Source organism: Salipiger marinus (assembly GCF_900100085.1).
GTDB lineage: Bacteria > Pseudomonadota > Alphaproteobacteria > Rhodobacterales > Rhodobacteraceae > Salipiger > Salipiger marinus.
In genome coordinates, this window is the sequence record NZ_FNEJ01000009.1 from 52741 (window position 1) to 73603 (window position 20863).

At 67.1% G+C, this 20863-nt stretch carries 14 protein-coding genes and 1 pseudogene; 5 read left to right on the forward strand and 10 right to left on the reverse strand.

Features of this window, described 5'->3' with window-relative positions; genetic code table 11:
- Nucleotides 1-2 precede the first annotated feature (2 nt).
- Nucleotides 3-1490, forward strand: coding sequence for an exodeoxyribonuclease VII large subunit (gene xseA / locus BLR51_RS11765; RefSeq protein WP_089847133.1), 1488 nt, complete (start codon nt 3-5; stop codon nt 1488-1490).
- A 122-nt stretch (nt 1491-1612) separates the two neighbouring features.
- Here xseA and BLR51_RS11770 read toward each other — a convergent pair whose 3' ends face one another.
- The 3 genes from BLR51_RS11770 to BLR51_RS11785 all read right to left on the reverse strand — a co-directional run bounded on the left by BLR51_RS11770 (nt 1613) and on the right by BLR51_RS11785 (nt 4416).
- The gene (locus BLR51_RS11770) at nt 1613-2017 is read right to left on the reverse strand and encodes a hypothetical protein (RefSeq protein WP_089847135.1); all 405 of its coding nucleotides are present in this window, start codon (nt 2015-2017) and stop codon (nt 1613-1615) included.
- Nucleotides 2018-2394: 377 nt separating this feature from the next.
- Nucleotides 2395-3438, reverse strand: coding sequence for an alkane 1-monooxygenase (locus BLR51_RS11780; RefSeq protein WP_089847137.1), 1044 nt, complete (start codon nt 3436-3438; stop codon nt 2395-2397).
- Between the two features lie 69 nt (nt 3439-3507).
- Entirely contained in the window at nt 3508-4416 is a 909-nt protein-coding gene (locus tag BLR51_RS11785; RefSeq protein ID WP_089847139.1) for a lytic transglycosylase domain-containing protein, read from the reverse strand.
- A 97-nt stretch (nt 4417-4513) separates the two neighbouring features.
- On the opposite strand from BLR51_RS11785, the gene ftsY reads away from it, so the two are divergent.
- Nucleotides 4514-5800: a signal recognition particle-docking protein FtsY gene (ftsY, locus tag BLR51_RS11790; RefSeq protein ID WP_089847141.1), complete on the forward strand. Its 1287-nt coding sequence runs from the start codon at nt 4514-4516 to the stop codon at nt 5798-5800.
- On the opposite strand, the gene BLR51_RS11795 is transcribed toward ftsY, so the two are convergent.
- Nucleotides 5797-6291 (reverse strand): MgtC/SapB family protein, encoded by a 495-nt coding sequence (locus BLR51_RS11795; RefSeq protein ID WP_089847143.1) that lies wholly within the window; start codon nt 6289-6291, stop codon nt 5797-5799. The two genes, ftsY and BLR51_RS11795, sit on opposite strands and share 4 nt — an antisense overlap.
- A 108-nt stretch (nt 6292-6399) precedes the next feature.
- On the opposite strand from BLR51_RS11795, the gene BLR51_RS11800 reads away from it, so the two are divergent.
- The 3 genes and pseudogenes from BLR51_RS11800 (at nt 6400) to BLR51_RS11810 (ending at nt 13894) form a co-directional block, all read left to right on the forward strand.
- The gene (locus BLR51_RS11800; protein ID WP_089847145.1) at nt 6400-7011 is read left to right on the forward strand and encodes an inner membrane-spanning protein YciB; all 612 of its coding nucleotides are present in this window, start codon (nt 6400-6402) and stop codon (nt 7009-7011) included.
- Nucleotides 7012-7149: 138 nt separating this feature from the next.
- Nucleotides 7150-8451 (forward strand): MFS transporter, encoded by a 1302-nt coding sequence (locus tag BLR51_RS11805; RefSeq protein WP_089847147.1) that lies wholly within the window; start codon nt 7150-7152, stop codon nt 8449-8451.
- Nucleotides 8452-8675: 224 nt separating this feature from the next.
- Nucleotides 8676-13894: pseudogene (locus BLR51_RS11810) on the forward strand (RecQ family ATP-dependent DNA helicase).
- 135 nt (nt 13895-14029) lie between these two features.
- Here the strand turns inward: BLR51_RS11810 and BLR51_RS11815 are convergent.
- The 6 genes from BLR51_RS11815 to BLR51_RS11840 form a co-directional block, all read right to left on the reverse strand.
- Nucleotides 14030-15358, reverse strand: coding sequence for a TRAP transporter large permease (locus BLR51_RS11815; protein ID WP_089847149.1), 1329 nt, complete (start codon nt 15356-15358; stop codon nt 14030-14032).
- The gene (locus BLR51_RS11820; protein WP_089847151.1) at nt 15355-15918 is read right to left on the reverse strand and encodes a TRAP transporter small permease subunit; all 564 of its coding nucleotides are present in this window, start codon (nt 15916-15918) and stop codon (nt 15355-15357) included. Before BLR51_RS11820 ends, BLR51_RS11815 begins: the two co-directional genes overlap by 4 nt.
- Before the next feature lie 80 nt (nt 15919-15998).
- Nucleotides 15999-17057 carry a C4-dicarboxylate TRAP transporter substrate-binding protein gene (locus tag BLR51_RS11825; RefSeq protein ID WP_089847153.1) on the reverse strand — a complete coding sequence of 353 codons (1059 nt, stop codon included), beginning with the start codon at nt 17055-17057 and terminating at the stop codon, nt 15999-16001.
- 50 nt (nt 17058-17107) lie between these two features.
- Nucleotides 17108-19489: a xanthine dehydrogenase family protein molybdopterin-binding subunit gene (locus tag BLR51_RS11830; protein ID WP_089847155.1), complete on the reverse strand. Its 2382-nt coding sequence runs from the start codon at nt 19487-19489 to the stop codon at nt 17108-17110.
- Nucleotides 19486-19986, reverse strand: coding sequence for a (2Fe-2S)-binding protein (locus BLR51_RS11835; protein WP_089847157.1), 501 nt, complete (start codon nt 19984-19986; stop codon nt 19486-19488). The genes BLR51_RS11830 and BLR51_RS11835 overlap by 4 nt, the downstream gene beginning before the upstream one ends.
- A complete protein-coding gene (locus BLR51_RS11840) occupies nt 19983-20816 on the reverse strand; it encodes an FAD binding domain-containing protein (RefSeq protein ID WP_089847159.1) in 834 nt (277 codons plus the stop codon). The genes BLR51_RS11835 and BLR51_RS11840 overlap by 4 nt, the downstream gene beginning before the upstream one ends.
- Nucleotides 20817-20863 lie beyond the last annotated feature (47 nt).

The window sequence follows — 20863 nt, forward strand, 5'->3', positions numbered from 1 at the left end:
GCATGTCCGATCTATTCGAGCCCGCAGAGACGGGCAACACGCCGGAATTCACCGTCTCGGAGCTGTCCGGGGCGGTCAAGAAGGTGATCGAGGGCGAATTTTCCTTTGTCCGGGTGCGGGGCGAGCTGGGCCGCATCTCGCGCCCCAAATCCGGCCATGTCTATCTGGATCTGAAGGATGACAGCGCCGTCATGTCCGGCATCATCTGGCGCGGCGTGGCGCAGCGGCTGGAGGTGCAGCCCGAGGAGGGGATGGAGGTCATCGTCACTGGGCGGCTGACCACCTATCCCGGCCAGTCCCGTTACCAGATCATCATCGAGGACATGCGGCCCGCCGGTCTGGGCGCGCTGATGGCCATGCTGGAAAAGCGCAAGGCGCTGCTGCAGGCCGAAGGGCTGTTCGATCCGTCCCGCAAGCGGCCGCTGCCGTTTCTGCCCGAAGTGATCGGGGTCATCACCTCGCCCACGGGGGCGGTGATCCGCGACATCCTGCACCGGCTGCGCGACCGGTTCCCGCGCAAGGTGCTGATCTGGCCGGTGGCGGTGCAGGGGCAGAACTGCGCCCCCGAGGTGGTGCGCGCCATCGAAGGCTTCAACCGGCTGCGCCCGGGCGGCGCGCTGCCGCGGCCCGACCTGCTGATCGTCGCGCGCGGCGGCGGGTCGGTGGAGGATCTGTGGGGGTTCAACGAGGAAAGCGTGGCGCGGGCCGCCGCGGCTTCGGCGATCCCGCTGATTTCGGCGGTGGGGCATGAGACCGACACCACGCTGATCGATTTCGTGTCGGACCGCCGGGCGCCGACGCCGACAGCGGCGGCGGAAATGGCGGTGCCGGTGCGCATGGATCTGCTGGCGCGGGTGGCGGAGGCGCAGTCGCGCCTGACCCGGGCGCAGGGCCAGCGGCTGGAGGTGCGCGGCCAGCGCCTGCGCGATCTCGTGCGGGTGATGCCCCGGGCGGAGACCCTGCTGGAGGGGCCGCGCCAGCGTCTTGACCTGCTGGCGGACCGGCTGCCGCAGGCGCTGATCCGTGGCGTCGACCGGCGGCGTCTGGCGCTTTCTGGGCCGGCGGGGGCGCTGCGTCCGGGGCTGCTGACGCGGCTGCTGGCGCTGCGGGGCGAGGCGCTGGGGCGGCGGGCCGACCGGCTGAGCCTGCGCCCGATCCAGCGCGACCTGACGCAGGGCCGCGCGCGGCTGGAGGTGCTGGCAGAACGGCTGGCCGAGGCGGGGGCGCGGCGCATCGCCATGCCGCGTGACCGGCTGGCGGGGCTGGAGCGGCTGCTGCAGACGCTGAGCTACAAGGGCACGCTGGCGCGCGGCTATGCGGTGGTGCGCGGCGAGGACGGTCAGGTGCTGACCCGTCAGGCCGAGGCGCAGGCGGCGGCGGCGCTCGAGATCGAATTTGCCGATGGCCGGGTCAAGGCGGGCGGCGGCACGGTCGGGGTCAAGTCCGCGCGCAGGGCGGCAAAGCCCCCCGAACAGGGCAGCCTGTTCTGAGTGCATCGGAAGGCCTGCCTGGGTGACGGCGGGCCGGGAAGTGCAGGCAGGGGGCTCTGCCCCCGTCCGCCGGAGGCGGACTCCCCCGGGATATTTGGGGCCGCTGGAAGCGCAGGATCCGGTCAGACGCCGACGTCGGGGCCCATGCAGATCATGGGCTCGTCGCTCTGCCGCGCTTCGTAAAGCACGGTGCTGGCGGGGTCGTTTTCGAAGACGGCGCGCAGCCCGTTGCCTTCGCGGAAGAAGCTCCAGCATTGCGGGATGGAGGTGTCTTCGTAGACGAAACAGATCATGCCCGCCTCTTCGTACCAGCGCCCGTCCTTGCAGCGCCCGTCAAGGAAGGACCAGCGCACATGGCGGTCAGGCAGGTATTCCTCGGCGCCGTAGGGCTGGCCGCCCAGACCGAAATACAGCGTCTTGCCCTGCACATAGGCTTCGAACTCCGGCGCCGCGAGCGGTTCGTCGGCGCGGGAGGCCAGGGGCAGGGCGGCGAGGGCCAGAAGGGCCGGGATCAGGAATGCGCGCATGCGGCGACCATGGCAGAGCTTGGCGCGCGGGAAAAGCCCTGTTGCGGCGGTGGCGGCGGTTTCCGCTGCAGGTGGTCGGGCGAGATGATGACAAATTTAGTCAACTATTTGATTTGCAAGAATTAAATTGACCTGCCGCGCGAGAAGGTCTAGCAGTGGTGTCAGACGCCAGCAAGCAAGCCCAGCGCCCGGATCGGGTGCCGCCAGCTCGCCAGCCATGACTGGACGCTCCGGAAGCCAGCCTTTCAGCCAGCCTTTCAGCCAGCCTTTCAGCCAGCCTTTCAGCCAGCCTTTCAGCCAGCCTTTCAGCCAGCCTTTCAGCCAGCCTTTCAGCCAGCCTTTCAGCCAGCCTTTCAGCCAGCCTTTCAGCCAGCCTTTCAGCCAGATCCGGGGCCCGCGCCCTGCGGCCCGTCCGGGCGCAGGGCGCGGGCGCGGCGGTCCATCAGGCGGCGCCAGAGCGGCGGGATCAGGGCAATCACCGCCATCACCGGCAGCGCATAGGGCAGGACCGGCATGGTCTGCCGGTCGAGCCGCAGCCCGGGATAGGCGCGGGCGGGGCTGGTGTGGTGGTCCGAATGGCGCGGTGCGTTGACCATGAGCGCTGCCGACCAGCCCTGCGGCGCGTTCCAGCTATGTGCGGGCCCCACCGGGGCGTAGCGGCCCGGGGCAAGCTGCCGCCGCCGCAGCCCGTAATGCTGCACGTAATCCGACAGCAGCAGCTGCGCCTGCGCATAGGCGCAGAGCGCCAGCAGCGCCAGAACCCCGCCGCCGCCGCCCAACCCCGCCGCGAGGACCAGCGAGGCCAGCCCGCCGCCCAGATAAAGCGCGTAAGGATGCAGCCCGCCCGCGCCTCCGGCGCGCAGGCGCTGTTCGGCGCGATAGCCCGCGCGGAACGACCCGATCCAGGCGCGCGGGGCGAAGCGATACCAGCTTTGTCCCAGCGGCGCGGAATTGGGATCACGCGGCGTTGCGGCATGGACGTGATGCACCCGCAGATGCGCCGAGACGTGATGCCCGAACAGCAGCGAGACAAAGACCAGCGTGCCCAGACGGCGCAGCCCGCGCCCGGGGCGGTGGATCAGCTCATGGGCGACGGAATTGCTGACCTGCCCCAGATAGAGCCCCAGCGCCAGAAACAGCAGCCCGCGGGTCAGCGCCGGGGTCTCGGGGCTGGCCAGCACCGCGACCCCGCCATACAGCAGCGGCAGATGGGCAAGACCCAGCAGCAGCGCCAGCCCGTCGCCTGCGGGAAACTCCGCCTCTGGCAGATCGGGGGCGGCGAGGGCTGCCACATGATCCAGCGCCCATGTCAGCACGGTGATATAGGCCAGCGCCAGACCGGCCAGAGCGGCGCCGCCATGGATCAGCGCCGCCGCCAGCAGGGCGGTCGCCAGCAGCGTGGCCGTGGCAAAGCGGATCATGGCGCGGGGCTCCTGCAGGCGGGGGCTGCTGACAGTCTGCGCCCGGTCCGGTTAAGGCAGGGTGACGGGCTAGTCATTGCGATAGACCGCGCAGACGCAGCCCTGCGCCTTCAGCCGGGTGCAGAGCCGCCATGCCTCGTCGCGCCCGTCGCGGCCCAGACGGGCCATCCAGTAGCCGCCCGCCGGGCTGGCGCGGCTTTTCTGCCAGATCAGATCCGGATCCTCTGACCCCACCAGCGCCGAACAGCTGCGGGCGCGCTCGCGGAACTGCGCCAGCGCGCGGTCCTGCGTGGTGCCAAACGCCATCTGGATGCCCCATGGCTTGCGCGGTGGCGGCGCGTCGGGATAGGCGGTCAGGCGGCGGTTGCGGGCCAGATCGTGACAGGCCTGCGCGAAGGGCAGATCGGGCTGCAGCGCAAAATCCGGCGCCTCGGGCGGGGCGTCGCGCCAGATCTCGGCAGGCAGTCCGGTGATGATGCGCACATAATCGACGGTTTCGCGCGCCAGCCCGCCCGAGCCTGCCACCAGCCCGTCGGCACGGCCTTCGCCGCCGTTATAGGCGACGGCGGCAAGGCCCGGATTGCCGTAGCGCCGCACCAGTTCGCCCAGATATTCGGCGGAATATTCCAGCGCCTCGGCTGGGTTGAACGGATCGGCAAGCCCGCGCAGCGCGGCGGTGGAGGGGATGAACTGCGCGATGCCCTGCGCATTGGCGGGGCTGACCGCATGCGGATCAAAGCGGCTTTCCTGCCAGAGCAGCCGGGCGAAGAACGCGGGATCGAGCCCGTGGTGACGCGCCAGCGCCCCGATCGCGTGGCAGGTGTCATGCACCACCTGCGAGGGCCGGATGCAGTGCACCGGACCAAAGGCGCCGGGCGAACAGAGCGTGCCCGGTTCGGCCCAATGCGGCAGCGCATCCGCGCGCAGCGGCGCCGCCTGCATCAGCACAAACACAAGGATCACGAGACGGCGCCACATATGCCATCCATGCGGGGGCGCGGCGCTCCGGTCAACTCGGACTTTTCAGCGCCGCCCTTGCGTATTAGGTGAAGGGAGCGGCAGCGAAAGGTATCCCATGTCCTTCTTCGGCAAGCTCAAGAGCAAGCTTTTCAAATCCTCCTCCAGACTGGAGGAAGGTCTGGATGCCATCGTCACCGAAGGCGGCAGCGAGGAGGCGCCCGAGCGCACCCCCGCCGCCCCGCCCACGCCCACCGAACTGCCGCCGCGCCCCGACGAGGTGCCAGCCCCGGTGCGCGAGGTGCCGCAGGCGCCGACAGAGCTGCCCCCGGCGCCGCCGGTGGAGCATCCGATGCCCCCCGCTGATCCGGTGGAAAGCCCGCAGGCCCCGGCGCCGCGCGATCCCATGCCCGCGCCGCCCCCTGCGGGCATGCCCGCGCCGCGCGATCCCGCGCCGCGCCCGGTGCCGCTGGAAATCCCCGAACCGCCCACGGAGGAGCTGTCAGAGCCGCGCCGGGGCGGGCTGATGGGGCGGCTGTTTGGCCGCGACGCGGCCCAGCCGGTGGTGCGCCGGGTGCTTGATGACGCGATGCTGGAAAGCCTTGAAGAGCTGCTGATCGCCGCCGACATGGGCGTGGACACGGCGCTGCGGGTCACCGCCAACATCGCCGAGGGCCGCCATGGCAAGCGCGTGTCGGTGGACGAGATCAAATCGGCGCTGGCCGCCGAGATCGCCCGCATCATGGAACCGGTGGCGCGTCCGCTGCCGCTTTATGCCAAGAAACCGCAAGTGGTGCTGGTGGTGGGTGTCAATGGCTCCGGCAAGACCACCACGATCGGCAAGCTTGCCAGCCAGTTCCGGGGTGCTGGAAAATCGGTGGTGATCGCTGCGGGCGACACCTTCCGCGCGGCGGCGGTGGAGCAGCTGCAGATCTGGGGCGACCGTGCCGGGGTGCCGGTGATGACCGCGCCCGAAGGATCCGACCCCGCCAGCCTTGCCTTTGACGCGATGACCCGCGCGCAGGCCGAAGGCGCCGATCTGCTGATGATCGACACCGCCGGTCGGCTGCAGAACCGCGCCGACCTGATGGAGGAGCTGGCCAAGATCGTGCGCGTCATCCGCAAGAAGGATCCCGACGCGCCGCACAACACCCTGCTGGTGCTGGATGCGACCACTGGCCAGAACGCGCTGCGGCAGGTGGAGATTTTCCGGCAGGTGGCGGATGTGTCGGGGCTGGTGATGACCAAGCTTGACGGCACGGCGCGCGGCGGGGTGCTGGTGGCGCTGGCCGACAAGTTCGGCTTGCCGATCCATGCCATCGGCGTGGGCGAACAGATCGACGATCTGCAGCCCTTCGATCCCGAGGAATTTGCCGCCGCGCTGACCGGGGCCGCGCGCGACTAGGAATCGTCGGAATCCCAGCCGAACCGGTCCTCGGCGATCCGCAGCAGCCACAGCACGATGACCACGATCACCGTGGTCATCGCGGCGAGCGGCATCTGCCCCGCGCCACAGCCCAGCCCCACCGCGCCCGCCAGCCAGAGCGAGGCGCCGGTGGTGATGTTGCGCACCCGACCGCCCGAGGTGATGATGATGCCCGCCGCCAGAAAGGCGACGCCCGCCGTCACCGCCTCGATCATGCGCAGCGGATCGTTGCGCTGTTCGCCCGCGCCGCCAAAATCCAGCGCCGCCAGTTCCAGCCCCAGAATGACGAACAGGCAGGCGGCGACGGAGACAAGGATATGGGTGCGCAGGCCTGCGGGCTTTTCCTGCCGCTCGCGTTCCAGCCCGATGGCGCCGCCCAGCACGATGGCGGCCAAGAGCCGCGCCAGCGCCGCCGGGGCGGGGACGGCGGAAAAGGTATGGCGGAATTCGTTGAGGATTTCTTCGATCATGATGGTCCCTGTACGTGGATCAGGATAAACAACCCGGCACCTTGGATGTTCCGCCATTGAGCCGGGCCGCGCGGGGGGTTATCTCTGCCGCGGCAGAAGGAGACCCCCATGGCAGAGCGGCAGATCAATCCATTCCTCAAATCGGCGCTGGAGTTTGGCCCCGTGCTGGGCTTCTTCGTGGCCTATCTGCTGCTGAAGGACGAAAGTTTCCTGATCGCGGGCCGCGCCTATGAGGGCTTCATCGTGGTCACGGCGGGTTTCATTCCGGTGATGCTGGCCTGCACCGGGCTGCTGTGGCGGCTGACCGGCCATCTCAGCCGCATGCAGATCGTCACCGCCGTGCTGATCGTGGTCTTCGGCGGCCTGTCGGTCTGGCTCAATGACGAGCGCTTCTTCAAGATGAAGCCGACGCTGATCTATCTGCTGTTCGGCACGGCGCTGCTGGCGGGGCTTCTGCGCGGGGAAAGCTGGCTGCGCTCGGTCATGGAGGGCATGATGCCCCTGCAGCACGACGGCTGGATGATCCTGACCAAGCGGGTGACGGCGTTTTTCTTTGGTCTGGCGCTGCTGAACGAGATCGTCTGGCGCACGCTCAGCACCGAGACATGGGTCTATTTCAAGACCTTCGGCCTGCCCGCCGGGGTGTTCGTGTTCTTCCTGCTGCAGTCGGGGCTGTTCAAGCGCTACGCGCTGGAGGCGGAGCCGGGCGCGCCCGAATAATCGGGCAAGGGATGCATATTCTGCATGGCGGGCCTGACATAATCGGTCGGGTCCGCGGCTGTTTTCTGTCGGGTCTTTGCGTTAGGCCGCGTGCTCCGGAAACAAACACGCTCTGACCGCAACAGAAGAAGCAAGAAAATGTCCCTTTCGACCGCCAGCACGGGAGCGTCGCCGCAGAAGGCGGCGCCGGTGCTGAACTCCCCCGCCAAGGTGCTGACCGCGAGCCTCGTGGGCACCACCATCGAATTCTTCGATTTCTACGTCTATGCCACCGCCGCCGTGCTGGTGTTTCCGGCGCTGTTCTTCCCCGGCGCCGATCCGATGACGGCGCTTCTGGCGTCCTTCGCCACCTTCTCCATCGCGTTTTTTGCGCGGCCTCTGGGGGCTGTGGTCTTTGGCCATTTTGGTGACCGGGTCGGGCGCAAGGCCACGCTGGTGGCAGCGCTGCTGACCATGGGCATTTCCACCGTCATCATCGGCCTTCTGCCCACCTACGACCAGATCGGCGTGGTGGCCCCGCTGCTGCTGGCGCTCTGCCGTTTCGGGCAGGGCTTCGGTCTGGGCGGCGAATGGGGCGGGGCGGTGCTGATGGCCACCGAAAACGCCCCCGAGGGCAAGAAGAACTGGTATGGCATGTTCCCGCAGCTTGGGGCGCCCGCAGGGCTGTTCCTGTCCTCGGGGCTGTTCTGGATCCTGCTGCAGTTCATGCCGCAGGAGGCGCTGCTGAGCTGGGGCTGGCGGATTCCCTTCATCGCCTCGATCCTGCTGATCGTGGTGGGGCTGTGGGTGCGGCTGTCGATCACCGAGACGCCGGATTTCCAGAAGGCCATCGACAACGAGGAACGGGTGGCCGTGCCCGTGGTCGAGCTGTTCCGCAACCACAAGGTGTCGATCGTGCTGGGCACCTTCGTGGCGCTGGCGACCTTCGTGCTGTTCTACATCTGCACCGCCTATCTGCTGAGCTATAACGTGAAGGTGGTGCAGATCCCCTTCACCGACGCGCTGGCCATCCAGATCTGGGGCTCGGTCGTGTTCGGCGCCTTCATCCCGCTGGCGGGGATTCTGGCCGAACGTTTCGGTCGGCGGCTGATCCTGACGCTGACCACGGTGCTGATCGGGGCGTTCTCCTTCCTCGTGCCGGTGCTGATGGTGGCGGACGAGATGCGCATCCTTGGCTTTGTCACGCTGGGCATGGCGCTGATGGGCCTGACCTACGGGCTGATCGGCACGGCGCTGGCCGCGCCCTTCCCGACGCGGGTGCGCTATACCGGCTCGTCGATCACCTTCAACTTCGCGGGCATCTTCGGCGCCTCGCTGGCGCCCTATATCGCCACTTGGCTGCAGGCGAGCTACGGGCTGGCCTATGTCGGCTATTACATCTGCGCCGCCGCCGCGATCACGCTGATCTGCATCTTTGCAAGCGCCCGCGGCAAGGTCTGACCCTGCCGCAGCACATCAAGGACAGGCCGCCGGTTCGCCCGGCGGCCTGTTCGTTTGGGTCAAAGCGGCAATAGCCTGCAATGGCTTTTGGCTTTTCCGACCGTATTGAGCCAGATATTTCCGGCAAAGCCGGGCGCTTCGGACGGAGGCTGGCCGCTATCTTCTGATGCGGTTGAAAAGCAAAGGGCATTGTTCCCCCTGTTGACTTCGCTATCCATAGTCCGATGGAAAAGCGTCACGAACAGATTTTGGCCAAATGCCTGTCGATCGATCTTGAAGTGGATCCCGGCAAGGCAAAGGTATTTGCCATTGCGGCGGTGCGCCATGATGACCGTCCGGCGCTGAAATCCACCGGGCATCTGACCGGGCCGTTTCTGGATGATCTGGAGACTCAGATTGGCGATGTGGCTTATCCGATTGGCCACAACATTCTCGGCCATGATCTTCAGCACCTGATTGCCGCGCGGCCACGGCTTGCCCAGATCCTGCAGGCGCCAATTGATACGCTGTGGCTGAACCCGCTCGCCTTTCCGCGCAATCCCTATCACCATCTGGTCAAGCATTATCAGGACGGTCGTCTGGCGGCAGGGCATGTGAATGACCCCGAGCTTGACGCGCGCCTTGTCTTCGGGGTGCTGGCAAACCAGCTTGATGCCTTGGCGACACTGGCCGCAGATGCGCCGGACGTGCTTGCGGCCTATCACTACCTGACCACGCGCATGGACCATGCGGGCGGGTTCGAGGCCGTCTTCCGCTATCTGCGCGGGCAGCCTTGTCCCGGTTTCGACGAGGCAGGAGCGGCGATCCGGCGCATGCTGCAGGGCCGCGCCTGTGAAAAGCGGGTGGAACAGACGCTGACCCGGCTGAGCAGCCCGCAGAATGGCTGGCCGATGGCCTATGCGCTGTCTGGATCACCGTGGCGGGCGGGGATTCCGTGATGCCGCCATGGGTCCGGGCGCAGTTCCGCGAAGCCTCGCTGATCGTGAGGCACCTGCGCGACACGTCCTGCAAGGATCCCGGCTGCGGCTGGTGCGCAGAGCAGAACGATCCGGTCAGGGCGCTGGAAAAATGGTTCGGCTTTCCAGGCTTCCGCCCCAAACCGGTCGATCCCGAGGGCAGGCCCCTGCAGGAACGCATCGTCGACGAGGCCATGTCGGGCCGCAGCCTGCTGGGCATCCTGCCGACGGGCACCGGCAAGTCGCTATGCTATCAGGTGCCGGCGCTGTCGCGGTTCCACAAGACCGGCGCGCTGACCGTTGTCATCTCGCCGCTTGTCGCGCTGATGGCGGATCAGGTGCAGGGCATGGAGCGGGCGGGCATTTCCTGCTCGGTCACGATCAACGGCATGATGTCCATGCCGGAACGTCAGGCCGCCTTGGACAAGGTCCGGCTTGGCGATGCCGGGATCCTGATCATTTCTCCCGAACAGCTCCGAAGCACGTCGATCCGCAGCGTTCTGGCGCAGCGCGAGGTCGGGCTGTGGGCGATTGACGAGGCGCATTGCGTCTCGAAATGGGGCCATGATTTCAGGCCGGATTACCGGTATCTGGGCCGTTTCATCAAGGAATTCTCCGGCGATCAGGATCCGGCGCCGGTCATCTGCCTGACGGCCACCGCCAAGCCCGAGGTGGTGAGCGACATCCTTGCGCATTTCCAGCAGCGGGCAGGCATCGACCTGCTGCCGCTTGACGGAGGCGCCACGCGGACGAACCTTGCCTTTGATGTCCGCCCGACGACCAAGAACAGCAAGCTGTCGGATGTGCTGACCGTCATCAGCGAGCATCTGCCCGCCGAGGGACGGTCGGGGGCGGTTGTCTACTGCGCCACCCGCAAGGAGACGGAGCGTGTGGCCGATTTCCTGAAATCCCAAGGGCTTGATGCCGCGCATTTCCATGCCGGGCTGGGGGCGGATGACAAGCAGGTGGTGCAGGAGCGGTTCAGGGTCGGCGAGCTGCGGGTGATTGCCGCCACCAACGCGTTTGGCATGGGGATCGACAAGCCCGACATCCGGCTTGTCGTGCATGCCGATATCCCCGGATCGCTCGAGAATTACCTGCAGGAGGCCGGGCGCGCGGGCCGGGACAGGGAGGATGCGCATTGCGTGCTGCTTTTTGCCGCCGATGACGTGGAGCGCCAGTTCCGCCTGACCGCCAGTTCGCGGCTGGCCCGCCACGAGATCGGCGCCATCCTGAAGGCGCTGCGGCGGATCGACGAGCGGACAAAGAAAACCGGCAAGGTCGTGGCCACCTCCGGCGAGATCGTGCGGTCCGAGAAGGATCAGGAGTTCGAACGCGACAGCGCGACCGACGACACCCGGGTGAAGACGGCGGTTTCCTGGCTTGAAGAGGCGCATCTGGTGTCGCGCGAGGAAAACCGCGTGCAGATCTTTCCGTCCTCGCTGCGGGTGCGCACGCTGGAGGAGGCAAAGGCGGTGCTTGCGGCGGCGGATCTGACGCAGGCGCATCGCAGGCAGCTGCTTGGCATCGTGGAGCATCTGATGTCGGCCCCGCCGGACGAGGGCATCTCGACGGACGAGCTTTGCGGCGTGTCCGGCCTGTTGCCCGGCGCGCTGCCCAAGGCCATGGCGAGTCTGGAACGGCTCGGCATCGCGCGCAATGACATGGCGATGACGGTGTTTGTTCATGTGGGCGTGGCCAATGCCTCGTCGCAGCGGCTGACGCAGGCCTCCGCGCTGGAGGCCGACCTGATCGGCCTGATGCAGGATCTGGCGCCGGATGCAGATGACCGGACGCCGCTGCCGCTGAACCTTGCCGAGACCTGCCAGCGCCTGCGCGACCGGGACCACCCCGATGTCCGCCCCGACACCATCGACAAGCTGGTGCGCGGCATCGCTCAGGACGGCAGGGGGCAGGATGGCGGGCGTGGCAACATCTCTCTGCGCAAGGCCAGCCGCAACACGCTGATGGTCACGCTGGTGCGTCCATGGCGCACGGTTCACGAGACGGCGAAGCTGCGGTGGCTGGCGGGGGAACTGCTGCTGACCTATCTCACCGGGCGGCTGGACAAGGGCGCGCGCGGAAAGGATCTGCAGGTGGAGGCCACGCTCGGCGACCTGCTGGCGCAGCTCACGCAGGATGCGTTCCTGAAAACCAGCGGCGTGCGGGACATGACAAAGCTGCTGGAACGCGCGCTGATGTGGCTGCACGAACAGGGGGTGCTGACCCTTGGCAAGGGGCTGACGGTCTTTCGCTCTGCCATGACCGTGTTCCTTGATGCCAAGGGCGGGCAGTTCACTCAGGCGCATTTTGCCCCGCTGGAGGATCATTACACCGAACAGACCCTTCAGACCCATGTCATGGCGACCTACGCCGAAACGGGCCTGCGGACGATGACCGACGCGGCGCGCCTGTCAGAGGATTACTTCCTGCTCACCAAGGAGCAGTTCATGAAGCGCTGGATGCCGGGCATGGGCCGCGAGGTCAGGCGGCAGACCACCAGCACCTCCTGGGCCGCGATTGTCGACCAGCTTGCCAACAGGGTCCAGCAGGACATCGTCACCGATGACCGGGACCGGACCAACGTGCTTGTCCTTGCGGGGCCGGGCTCGGGCAAGACGCGGGTTCTGGTCCATCGCATCGCCTATCTTCTGCGCATGAAACGCGAGGATCCGCAGGGCATACTGGTGCTGGCCTATAACAGGCATGCCGCCGCCGAAATCCGCGTGCGGCTGCGGGCGCTGGTCGGGGATGATGCGCTTGGCGTCACGGTGTCGACCTGCCACGCGCTTGCCATGAAACTGGTGGGGGCGAGCTTTGTGGGTCAGCGCGCTGATACCGAGGATTTTGATGGCATCGTGACCGAAGCCGTCCGGCAGCTGGAGGGGGAGGGGTTGTCAAAATCCGAGGCCGAGGCGCAGCGCGACACGCTGATCCAAGGCTATCGCTGGATCCTTGTCGACGAGTATCAGGATATCGGCCCCGAGGAATACCAGCTTATCTCTGCGGTGGCGGGCCGGTCGCTGGACGATGCGGATCTGAAGCTCAGCCTGTTTGCCGTGGGCGACGACGACCAGAACATCTATGCCTTCAACGGGGCCTCCATCGATTTCATCCGCAAGTTCGAAGAGGATTACAAGGCGCGCCCCGCCTTTCTGGTCGAGAATTACCGCTCCACCGGCCATGTCATCGCGGCTGCGAACCGGGTGATTTCGGTGGCGCCCGACCGGATGAAGGTCGATCACGAGGTCAGGATCAATGCCGACCGTCTCCGGCATCCAGAGGGCGGCGCGCTGGAGCAGGCGGACAGCGTGGCGCAGGGGCGGGTGCAGCTGCTTGACGGGCCGGGCGGCGATGTCCCGCAAGCGGTTGCGGCGGTCGATGAACTGATGCGCCTGTCCCGGCTGGATCCGGACTGGTCATGGTCCCGCACCGCCATCATCTCCCGCGACTGGAAACGGCTTGGCGCCGTCCGGTCCTATGCCGAGGCGCAGGGGCTCAAGGTCGAGATGGCCAACGAGGATCTGCCGAACATCTGGCGGCTGCGGGAAACCCAGACGCTGGTTGCGGGTCTGCGCAGGCGGCAGGGCGCGCTGCTGGGGATCGAGGACATCATCGCCATCCTCAACGAGCAGGAGACCAACCGCTGGGTCGAGCTTCTGGCCGAAGGCGTGGCCGAACTGGCGCGGGAGCTGAAGACGAAGACGATGCCTGTGCCCGACCTCGTCGAGTGGCTGGCCGAATGGTCCCGCGACACCCGTGGCGAACAGCGCGGGCTGCTTCTGCTGACGGCGCACCGGGCGAAGGGGCTGGAATTCGATCACGTCGTCATCCTGAACGGAGGCTGGGACAGGCCATCAAAGAACGAAGACCGCGACGCCCCGCGCAGGCTGTTCTACGTCGCCATGACGCGGGCGCGGAAAAGCCTTGTCGTGATGACCAGCGGCGAACATGCGCTGCTCAAAGCCGGGGCGCCTTCTGTGCTGCACCGCAGGGTGACGCCGGAGGTCTCGGCGGGCCTGCCCTCGCCGAATGTCTACCAGCTGCCGGATCTGAAATTCTCCGACCTGTCCTTCCCCGGTCGGCAGCGCGACGGGCATGTCTGTCACGACGCGATCCGGCGCTGCAAGGTCGGCGACCCGCTGACGCTGGAGTTCCGCGATCCAAGCTGGCTGCTGATCGACCGGCACGGCCATGTCATGGGACGGATGTCGAAGGCGTGGCAGCATCCGCAGGGAGTGGTCCTGTCCTCCGGCAGGGTCGGGGCCGTTACCCGCTGGCGGGCATCGGACGGAGAGGAGAAATACGCGCAGTTCCTGCGGCGCGAGGCATGGGAGACGGTGCTGCCGGATCTGGTCTTCACGCCCGCCACCGCGCCTGTGCCCGCCGCAGCAGTGCCTGCCCCGTCCGGAGCGCCCGAACGACCGGAGCCCGGATCGCAGGCCGAGACGGTGGGATCTGGCGGCCAAGTCCCGGAACGACCCTGAGGTACTTGCGGCCTTTGCGCCGGGGGCGGCAGGCGCGCAGATCGCCCGGTGCCTTGGTCCCTGACGGGCGCGGATCTTGCGCGCCCGTCAGGCAGGTCTGGCCTGCAGGATCCCGGCGCCGCGGGCCGGGCGGGGCTACAGGAAGATCGTGACCGTCGCGGGCAGCAGCGCCACCGCGATCAGGACCAGCAGCATCACCGCGATGAAGGGCAGCGTGGCGGCAAAGATCTGTTCCACCGACACGTCCGGGTCGTTCAGCGTGTTGTGCACGGTGAAGACCGAGATGCCGAAGGGCGGGGTCAGCAGCCCGATTTCCACCGCAAGCACCGTGACGATGCCGAAATGCATCAGATCAAGCCCCAGCCCCTGCGCGATGGGGGCGGCGATGGGCACCATGATGAGCAGGATCGACGTGCTGTCGAGGATCATGCCCATCAGCAGGATGATGGTGGCATAAAGGAACATGAAGCCAAGCGGCCCGAAGCCGGATTGCGACACCAGATCGGCGATGGCGGTCGGCAGCCCGGCAATGGCCAGCATCCGCGAATAGAACGAGGCGGCGATCAGCAGCAGCAGGATGGAGACGGAGATCACGCCGGTCTGTTTCATCACCTGCCAGAGCTTGTGCCGGTTCAGGCTGCGGCGCGACAGGGCCACCACCAGCGCGCCAAAGGCGCCCACGCCGCCCGCCTCGGTGGGGGTGAAGAACCCGGTATAAAGCCCGCCCAGCACAAGGATCACAAGCAGGATGATCGGGATCAGCTTGCGGATCATCTCGTTCAGCGGCATGCGCTTGATCGTGCGGTCAAGCCGCCGGGCACGGCTGCTTTCGGGATCACTGAGCACGAATCCCGGGGCCACGACCGTCAGGCCGATCAGCATGAGGACAAAGCCGCCCGCCAGCATCAGGCCGGGCAGAATGCCCGCGATGAACATGCCGCCAATGGAGACCTCGGCCAGCACGCCATAGATGATGAGCAGCAGGCTTGGCGGGATCAGCATGCCCAGCACGGAGGATCCGGCGACGGTGCCCGCCGAAAAGGCCGGGCGGTAGCCGTGCCGGGTCATCTCGGGCACGGCGACGCGGGTGAAGACCGCAGCAGAGGCGATGGAGACGCCGGTCACGGCGGCAAACACGGTGTTGGCGGCAACGGTGGCGACCCCCAGACCGCAGATCATGCGCCGCAGCAGGTCCTCTGCCACGGCGAAGGTGTCACGCCCGACATTCGACACGCTGACCAGCAGCCCCATCAGGACAAACAGCGGGATGGTGGCGAAGAGGTAATCGGCAATGCCGGAATAGGCGGTCAGTTCCAGCATGCGGAAGGCAAGCCCGATGCTGTCGCGGATGATCCAGATCCCGACAAAGGCCACGGAAAACAGCGCGTAGGCGATCTGCATGCCCATCAGGACAAGCACGACCAGCACGGCGATCAGGATAAAACCGATGGTCAGGATTGTCATTGCGCGGCCTTCATTGCTGCAAGTTCCCGGCTGACCCGGTAGAGGGCGGCGAGGGTGGCCATGGCCGCCCCCAGCACGGTGATGGCACGGAACGGCCAAGTGGGGATGGTCCAGACCCCCTGCACCCCGAAGAATTCGGAGCTGGTCCAGGCTGAGGCGAATTTCGGCCAGGACGCCCAGACGATCAGGGCAAAGACCACCGCCCCGGTCAGGCAGAACAGGATTTCGAGCAGCGCCACCGCCGAGGTGGAGCTTTGCCCGATGCGGCGCAGCAGGAAATCGGCCCGGGTGAGCCGCCGCTGCAGGATGGCGGCGGGCACCTGCAGGAACACGATGGCCACCACGGTGCGGGCCGCGATTTCCGAAACGCCGGTGATGGGCAGGTCAAGCAGGTTGCGCCCGATCACATCCCCCACGATCAGCAGCATCAGCGCGCCGATGGCAGCGGTGCCGACCGCCGACATGGCGGCGGCGACGCTGCCCAGCACCGCTCCCAGCGGCGCCTCGGCAAAGCCCGGGACGAACTGGGTGTCGGAATCGGCGGTGGTGTCTTCGCTCATGACGTCCTGCCCTTGCGGAGTGGGTCAGCCCGACCGTCGCGGGTCGGGCTGTGTCGGTTCAAGCCGGGGACGGGCAGGGGTCAGAGACCCTCGGCCCAGTTGCGCAGCGGTTCTGCGCCCCGCTCTTCAAGGGCGGCGAAATAGGCCTTGAGCACGGTCTTGCCCGCCTCGCCGGTCTGTTCCAGCCACGGCTCGACGATGTTCGGCAGGCCGTTGACCCATTTCGCCTTTTCCTCCTCCGGCATCTGGTGGACGGTCAGGCCCGCGGCCTGCATCTCCTCCAGCGCGCGGGCGGCCAGATCGGCGACGTAATCGCCATGCGCCTTGGAGGTGGCCTGCGCCGCCTCGCGGAACGCCTCCTGCACCGGGGCGGGCAGGCTGTCGAAGACATCCTTGTTGGCCGCGATCCCGCCGAAATACATCGACCCGATGCCGACCCGCGACAGTTCCGGCGCCACCTCATAGACCCGCGTCGGCAGGATGCCCGAGGCGAAGGACAGCGTGCCCTCGGTCACGCCGGTCTGGATGTTGGTGTAATAGGTGGTCAGCGCCCCGTCGACCGGCGTTGCCCCGGTGTCGCGCAGCCAGTTCGCCGAGGTGCCCGGCGCGTTCAGCTTGCGGTTCTGCAGATCCGCCATCGTGTTGACCGGGAAGGTCGCATAGATGTCGTAGCTGTCGGTGATCAGCGAGGACAGGTGCACCATGCCGTTTTCCGCCCAGCTGTCCTTCAGTTCGGGCAGGGATTCGGACAGGTCATCGAAGATCTCGATGATCATGCGGTGATCCTCGGTGGCGAAGGGCGTGAAATAGGTCACGTTCTGCAGCGGCATGTTGGCGCCTTCCCAGACCGTGCCGACCATGCCGACATCAACGATGCCGTCCATGACCGCCTCGCGCGTGTCGGTGAACTTGTAGAGGGTTCCGGCGTAGTTCTCGACCCAGTTCACCTGATACTCGTTGCCATTGGCCTCAAGAATGCGGTTCACTTCCGGCTGGAAGGTGTTCTTCATCGCGTAGACCCAGATATTGGCCTCCGGATGTGACGAGCCGATGTTCACCGTGATGCTCTGCTGCGCGAACGCAGCACTGCCCATCAGGACAGCCATCGCGGTGGTCGTCGCGAGTTTCATGATAGTCATTGTGTCTCCTCCCTGGTGCGGGGCGCGCTCCCGTCGCGCCCCTTGGTGATTCAGTCCTGAATCGTCCCGAGCGCGCGCAGAATGCGCTCGGGGGTAAAGGGCATTTCGGTGACCTGTGCCCCAAGCGGGCGCAGGGCATCGTTGATCGCGTTCATCACGGCGGCGGGGGCCCCGGCAGTGCCGGCCTCTCCGGCTCCCTTCGCGCCAAGTTCGCTTTCCTTGGTCGGCGTTTCGACATGGCCGATCTGCATGTCCGGCATCTCGGCGGCCATCGGCACAAGATAATCCGCCATGGAGCCGTTCAGAAGCTGGCCTTCGCTGTCGTAATGGATTTCCTCGTAAAGCGCGCCGCCCAGACCCTGCACGATGCCGCCGCGGATCTGTTCATCGACCAACTGCGGGTTGATGACGCGCCCGCAATCCTCGACGCACCAGTGGTTCAGCAGGGTGACGACGCCGGTGTCGGTGTCCACCTCCAGATAGGAGGCCTGCACGCCATTGGTGAAGGCGAAAGGATAGTCCATCGTGATGAAATGCCGGGTCTGCACCAGTTCGCGCGGCAGGCCCTTGGGCAGCGTGTCGCCGCGGAAATAGACGATGCGGCCCAGTTCCTCCAGCGGCAGGCGCTGCTCGCCGGTCTCGGCGGTCACCACCTGTCCGTCGCGGATGTCGAGCGCCCCGGCATCGGCCTGCAGCATCGCCGCCGCCACCTCGAGGATGGACTGGCGCAGCGCCCGCGCCGCCTGCAGCGCGGCCTCGCCGCCGATGCCCGCCCCGCGCGAGGCCCATGTCCCGCCGCCATAGGGCGTGACCTGCGTGTCGCCGGTGATGACGCGGACGCTGGAGGGCAGGACGCCGACGCCTTCGGCCACCACCTGACTCAGCATCGCCTCGGTGCCCTGTCCCTGCTCGGTCACGCCCGACAGCGCGACGATGGAGCCATCGGGATCCATCCGCACCGTGCAGCCGTCCTGCGCGGAAATCCGGGCGCCGCCAATGCCATACATGAAGGGGGAAGGGTTGGTCAGTTCGATGAAGGAGGCGATGCCGATGCCGCGATGCTTGCCGCGCTTGCGCGCCTCGGCCTGATCGGCGCGGAGCGCGTCGTAATCCATCATCTCCATCAGCTTGTCCATCGAGGCATGATGCGACAGCCCCTCGAACCGCATCTTTGCCGGGGAGGTCACCGGATAGGCGTCATCGGCATACATGTTGCGCCGCCGGATCTCGACCGGATCCATGCCAAGTGCTGCGGCGGCCATGTCCACCAGCCCTTCGGTGATCGCCACGGCAATCGGATGGCCCACGGCGCGATACTGGCAGGTGGGTGTCTTGTTCTGGAACACCACCGTGGTCCGCGCCCGGTAATTGGCGAAATCATAGGGCCCGCCGCAGAGGTTCACCACCTGATTGCCCTCGATGGCCGAGGTGCGCGGATAGACGGAATAGGGGCCGATGCCGGTCCAGTCATCCACATCCATGGCGAGGATCCGGCCTTCGGCATCCACCGCGATCTTCGCCTCGATCTCGTGATCGCGGGCGTGGATGTCGGTGGAAAAGCTTTCCAGCCGGTCGGCGATGAACTTGACCGGGCGGCCCATGACCTTGGCGATGGCGGCGGTCGCCACCTCGTCGGGATAGACATGGACCTTGATCCCGTAGGATCCGCCGACATCGCCGCAGATCACCCGCACCCGGCTTTCGGGCAGGTCCAGATGTGCGGCAAGCACCGTCTGGATCATGTGCGGCGCCTGCGTGGCGTGATACGCGGTCATCTGCCCGTCTGCCGGGCTCCAGTCCACGAGGATGGAGCGCGGCTCCGGCGTGACGCCGGTATGGCGCGCGGTGCGGAAGCGGGCCGAAATCACCTTATGCGCCGAAGCCATCGCCGCCGCGACATCGCCTTCCTCGTGCAGGCGCCGGAAGGCAAGGTTGTCGCCGAGATCGGGATGAAGGACGGGGGTGTCCGCATCAAGGGCGGTCATGGTGTCGGTCACCACCGGCAGCGGGTCATAGTCCACCTCCACCAGCGCCGCGCCGTCTTCGGCGGCGGCCCGCGATGTGGCGACCACGGCCACCACCGGCTCCCCGACCCATGCGGCGCGGTCCACCGCCAAGGCATGCTGCGGCGGGGATTTCAGCCCCTTCAGATGGGCCAGCACCCCGACCCAAGGCGTGCAGACCTCCGCCAGATCGGCGCCGGTAAAGACCCGAAGCACGCCCTTGACGCCCTTCGCCGCCTCGGCCTCGATCCCGGTGATCCGGGCATGGGCGAAGGGAGAGCGGACAAAGGCCACATGGACCATGCGCGGCAGCACGATGTCATCGACATAGCGCCCGCGCCCCTGCACCAGCTTGCGCGCGTTCGGGCGCGGCACCGTCTTGCCGATATAGGAATTGGGCCGGTCGGGATTTCCGAATGCGATGCTCATGCCTGCGCCTTTCCGGCGCGTGCCCGCGCCACGCTTTCCACAACGTCCACAATGGCCTCATAGCCGGTGCAGCGGCAGTAATTGCCCGACAGGTGTTCGCGGATCTCGGCGCGCGAGGGCAAAGTGCCGGCCTCCAGAAGCTCCTCCGCCGCAACAAGCATGCCCGGGGTGCAGAAGCCGCACTGCAGCGCGTTGCGCGCCACGAAGGCGTCCTGCAGATCACGGATGGTTCCGGTGTCGGTCAGCCCCTCCACCGTCCAGATCTCGGCCCCGTCGGCCTGCGCGGCGAGCATGAGACAGCCGCGCACCGCCTGTCCGTCGACGCGGAGCGTGCAGGCGCCGCAGACGCCATGTTCGCAGCTGGCATGGGCGCCGGTCAGCCCCAGGTCGGTCCGCAGGAAGTCGATCAGATGCTGCCCCACGGGCACGCGGGCCTCGACCGGTTCGCCGTTGACGGTCAGGGACACATCCACCCTGTCACGGAAGGTCTGGGTCATGCACGGTCTCCTTCGATGCGCTTTACAGCACGGCGCAGCAGCACGCCCGCAAGATGCCGGCGGTAGCTGCCGCTGGCCTGTGTGTCTGAGGGGGGATCGATCTCGGCGCGCAGGGCCTCGACCGCCGCGTCCAGATCACCCGCATCCAGCGCCGCCATTGCCCCCCGCGCCAGCATCGGCACCGGCCCGGCAGAAAAGATGCTCAGACGGTGCCCCGCCGCCCGGCGGACAAGGCAGAGCCCGGTCAGCGCGTAATCGCCGGACCGCCGCGCCACCTCCTCGATCACCTGCACCTCGCCCGCTTCCGCCTTGGGCACCGAAAGACCCGTCAGGATCTCGCCTTCGGCAAGCGTGGTGGTGAAGACATCCTCGAAGAACTCTTCCGCCGCAATGTCCCGCGTGCCGGTGCCGCCCTGTGCGTGCAGGGTCGCGCCAAGCGCCAGTGCGCAGGCCGGAAATTCGGCAGCCGGATCAGCATGGGCCAGCGCGCCGCCGATGGTGCCCCGATTGCGGATCGCCGCATGGGCGATGTGCCGCACGGCGTCCGACAGCAGCGGCGCATGGGTCCGGATCAGTGCGTCCCTGCCAATATCGGCATGGCGGGTGAGGGCGCCGATGCGCAGGTGATCCCCGTCTTCGCGGATCCCGGACAGATCCGCGATCCGGGAAATGTCGATCAGCATGTCGCCCTCGGACAGGCGCATGTTCAGCGCCGCGACCAGACTCTGGCCGCCCGCCAGATACCGGCCAGCCCCGGCCGATCCGGCCATAAGCTCCAGCGCATGGGGCACGTCGACGGCCCGGGCGTAACCGCCCGCTGATGCCTTCATGATGATCTCCTCCCTCCATGAGCGCAGCCCTGCCTTGCGGCTTATTG

Coding starts and splice junctions, on each gene's coding strand:
- xseA (WP_089847133.1), top strand. CDS start 3: ATGTCCGATCTATTCGAGCCCGCAGAGACGGGCAACACGCCGGAATTC.
- BLR51_RS11770 (WP_089847135.1), bottom strand. CDS start 2,017: ATGCGCGCATTCCTGATCCCGGCCCTTCTGGCCCTCGCCGCCCTGCCC.
- BLR51_RS11780 (WP_089847137.1), bottom strand. CDS start 3,438: ATGATCCGCTTTGCCACGGCCACGCTGCTGGCGACCGCCCTGCTGGCG.
- BLR51_RS11785 (WP_089847139.1), bottom strand. CDS start 4,416: ATGTGGCGCCGTCTCGTGATCCTTGTGTTTGTGCTGATGCAGGCGGCG.
- ftsY (WP_089847141.1), top strand. CDS start 4,514: ATGTCCTTCTTCGGCAAGCTCAAGAGCAAGCTTTTCAAATCCTCCTCC.
- BLR51_RS11795 (WP_089847143.1), bottom strand. CDS start 6,291: ATGATCGAAGAAATCCTCAACGAATTCCGCCATACCTTTTCCGCCGTC.
- BLR51_RS11800 (WP_089847145.1), top strand. CDS start 6,400: ATGGCAGAGCGGCAGATCAATCCATTCCTCAAATCGGCGCTGGAGTTT.
- BLR51_RS11805 (WP_089847147.1), top strand. CDS start 7,150: ATGTCCCTTTCGACCGCCAGCACGGGAGCGTCGCCGCAGAAGGCGGCG.
- BLR51_RS11815 (WP_089847149.1), bottom strand. CDS start 15,358: ATGACAATCCTGACCATCGGTTTTATCCTGATCGCCGTGCTGGTCGTG.
- BLR51_RS11820 (WP_089847151.1), bottom strand. CDS start 15,918: ATGAGCGAAGACACCACCGCCGATTCCGACACCCAGTTCGTCCCGGGC.
- BLR51_RS11825 (WP_089847153.1), bottom strand. CDS start 17,057: ATGACTATCATGAAACTCGCGACGACCACCGCGATGGCTGTCCTGATG.
- BLR51_RS11830 (WP_089847155.1), bottom strand. CDS start 19,489: ATGAGCATCGCATTCGGAAATCCCGACCGGCCCAATTCCTATATCGGC.
- BLR51_RS11835 (WP_089847157.1), bottom strand. CDS start 19,986: ATGACCCAGACCTTCCGTGACAGGGTGGATGTGTCCCTGACCGTCAAC.
- BLR51_RS11840 (WP_089847159.1), bottom strand. CDS start 20,816: ATGAAGGCATCAGCGGGCGGTTACGCCCGGGCCGTCGACGTGCCCCAT.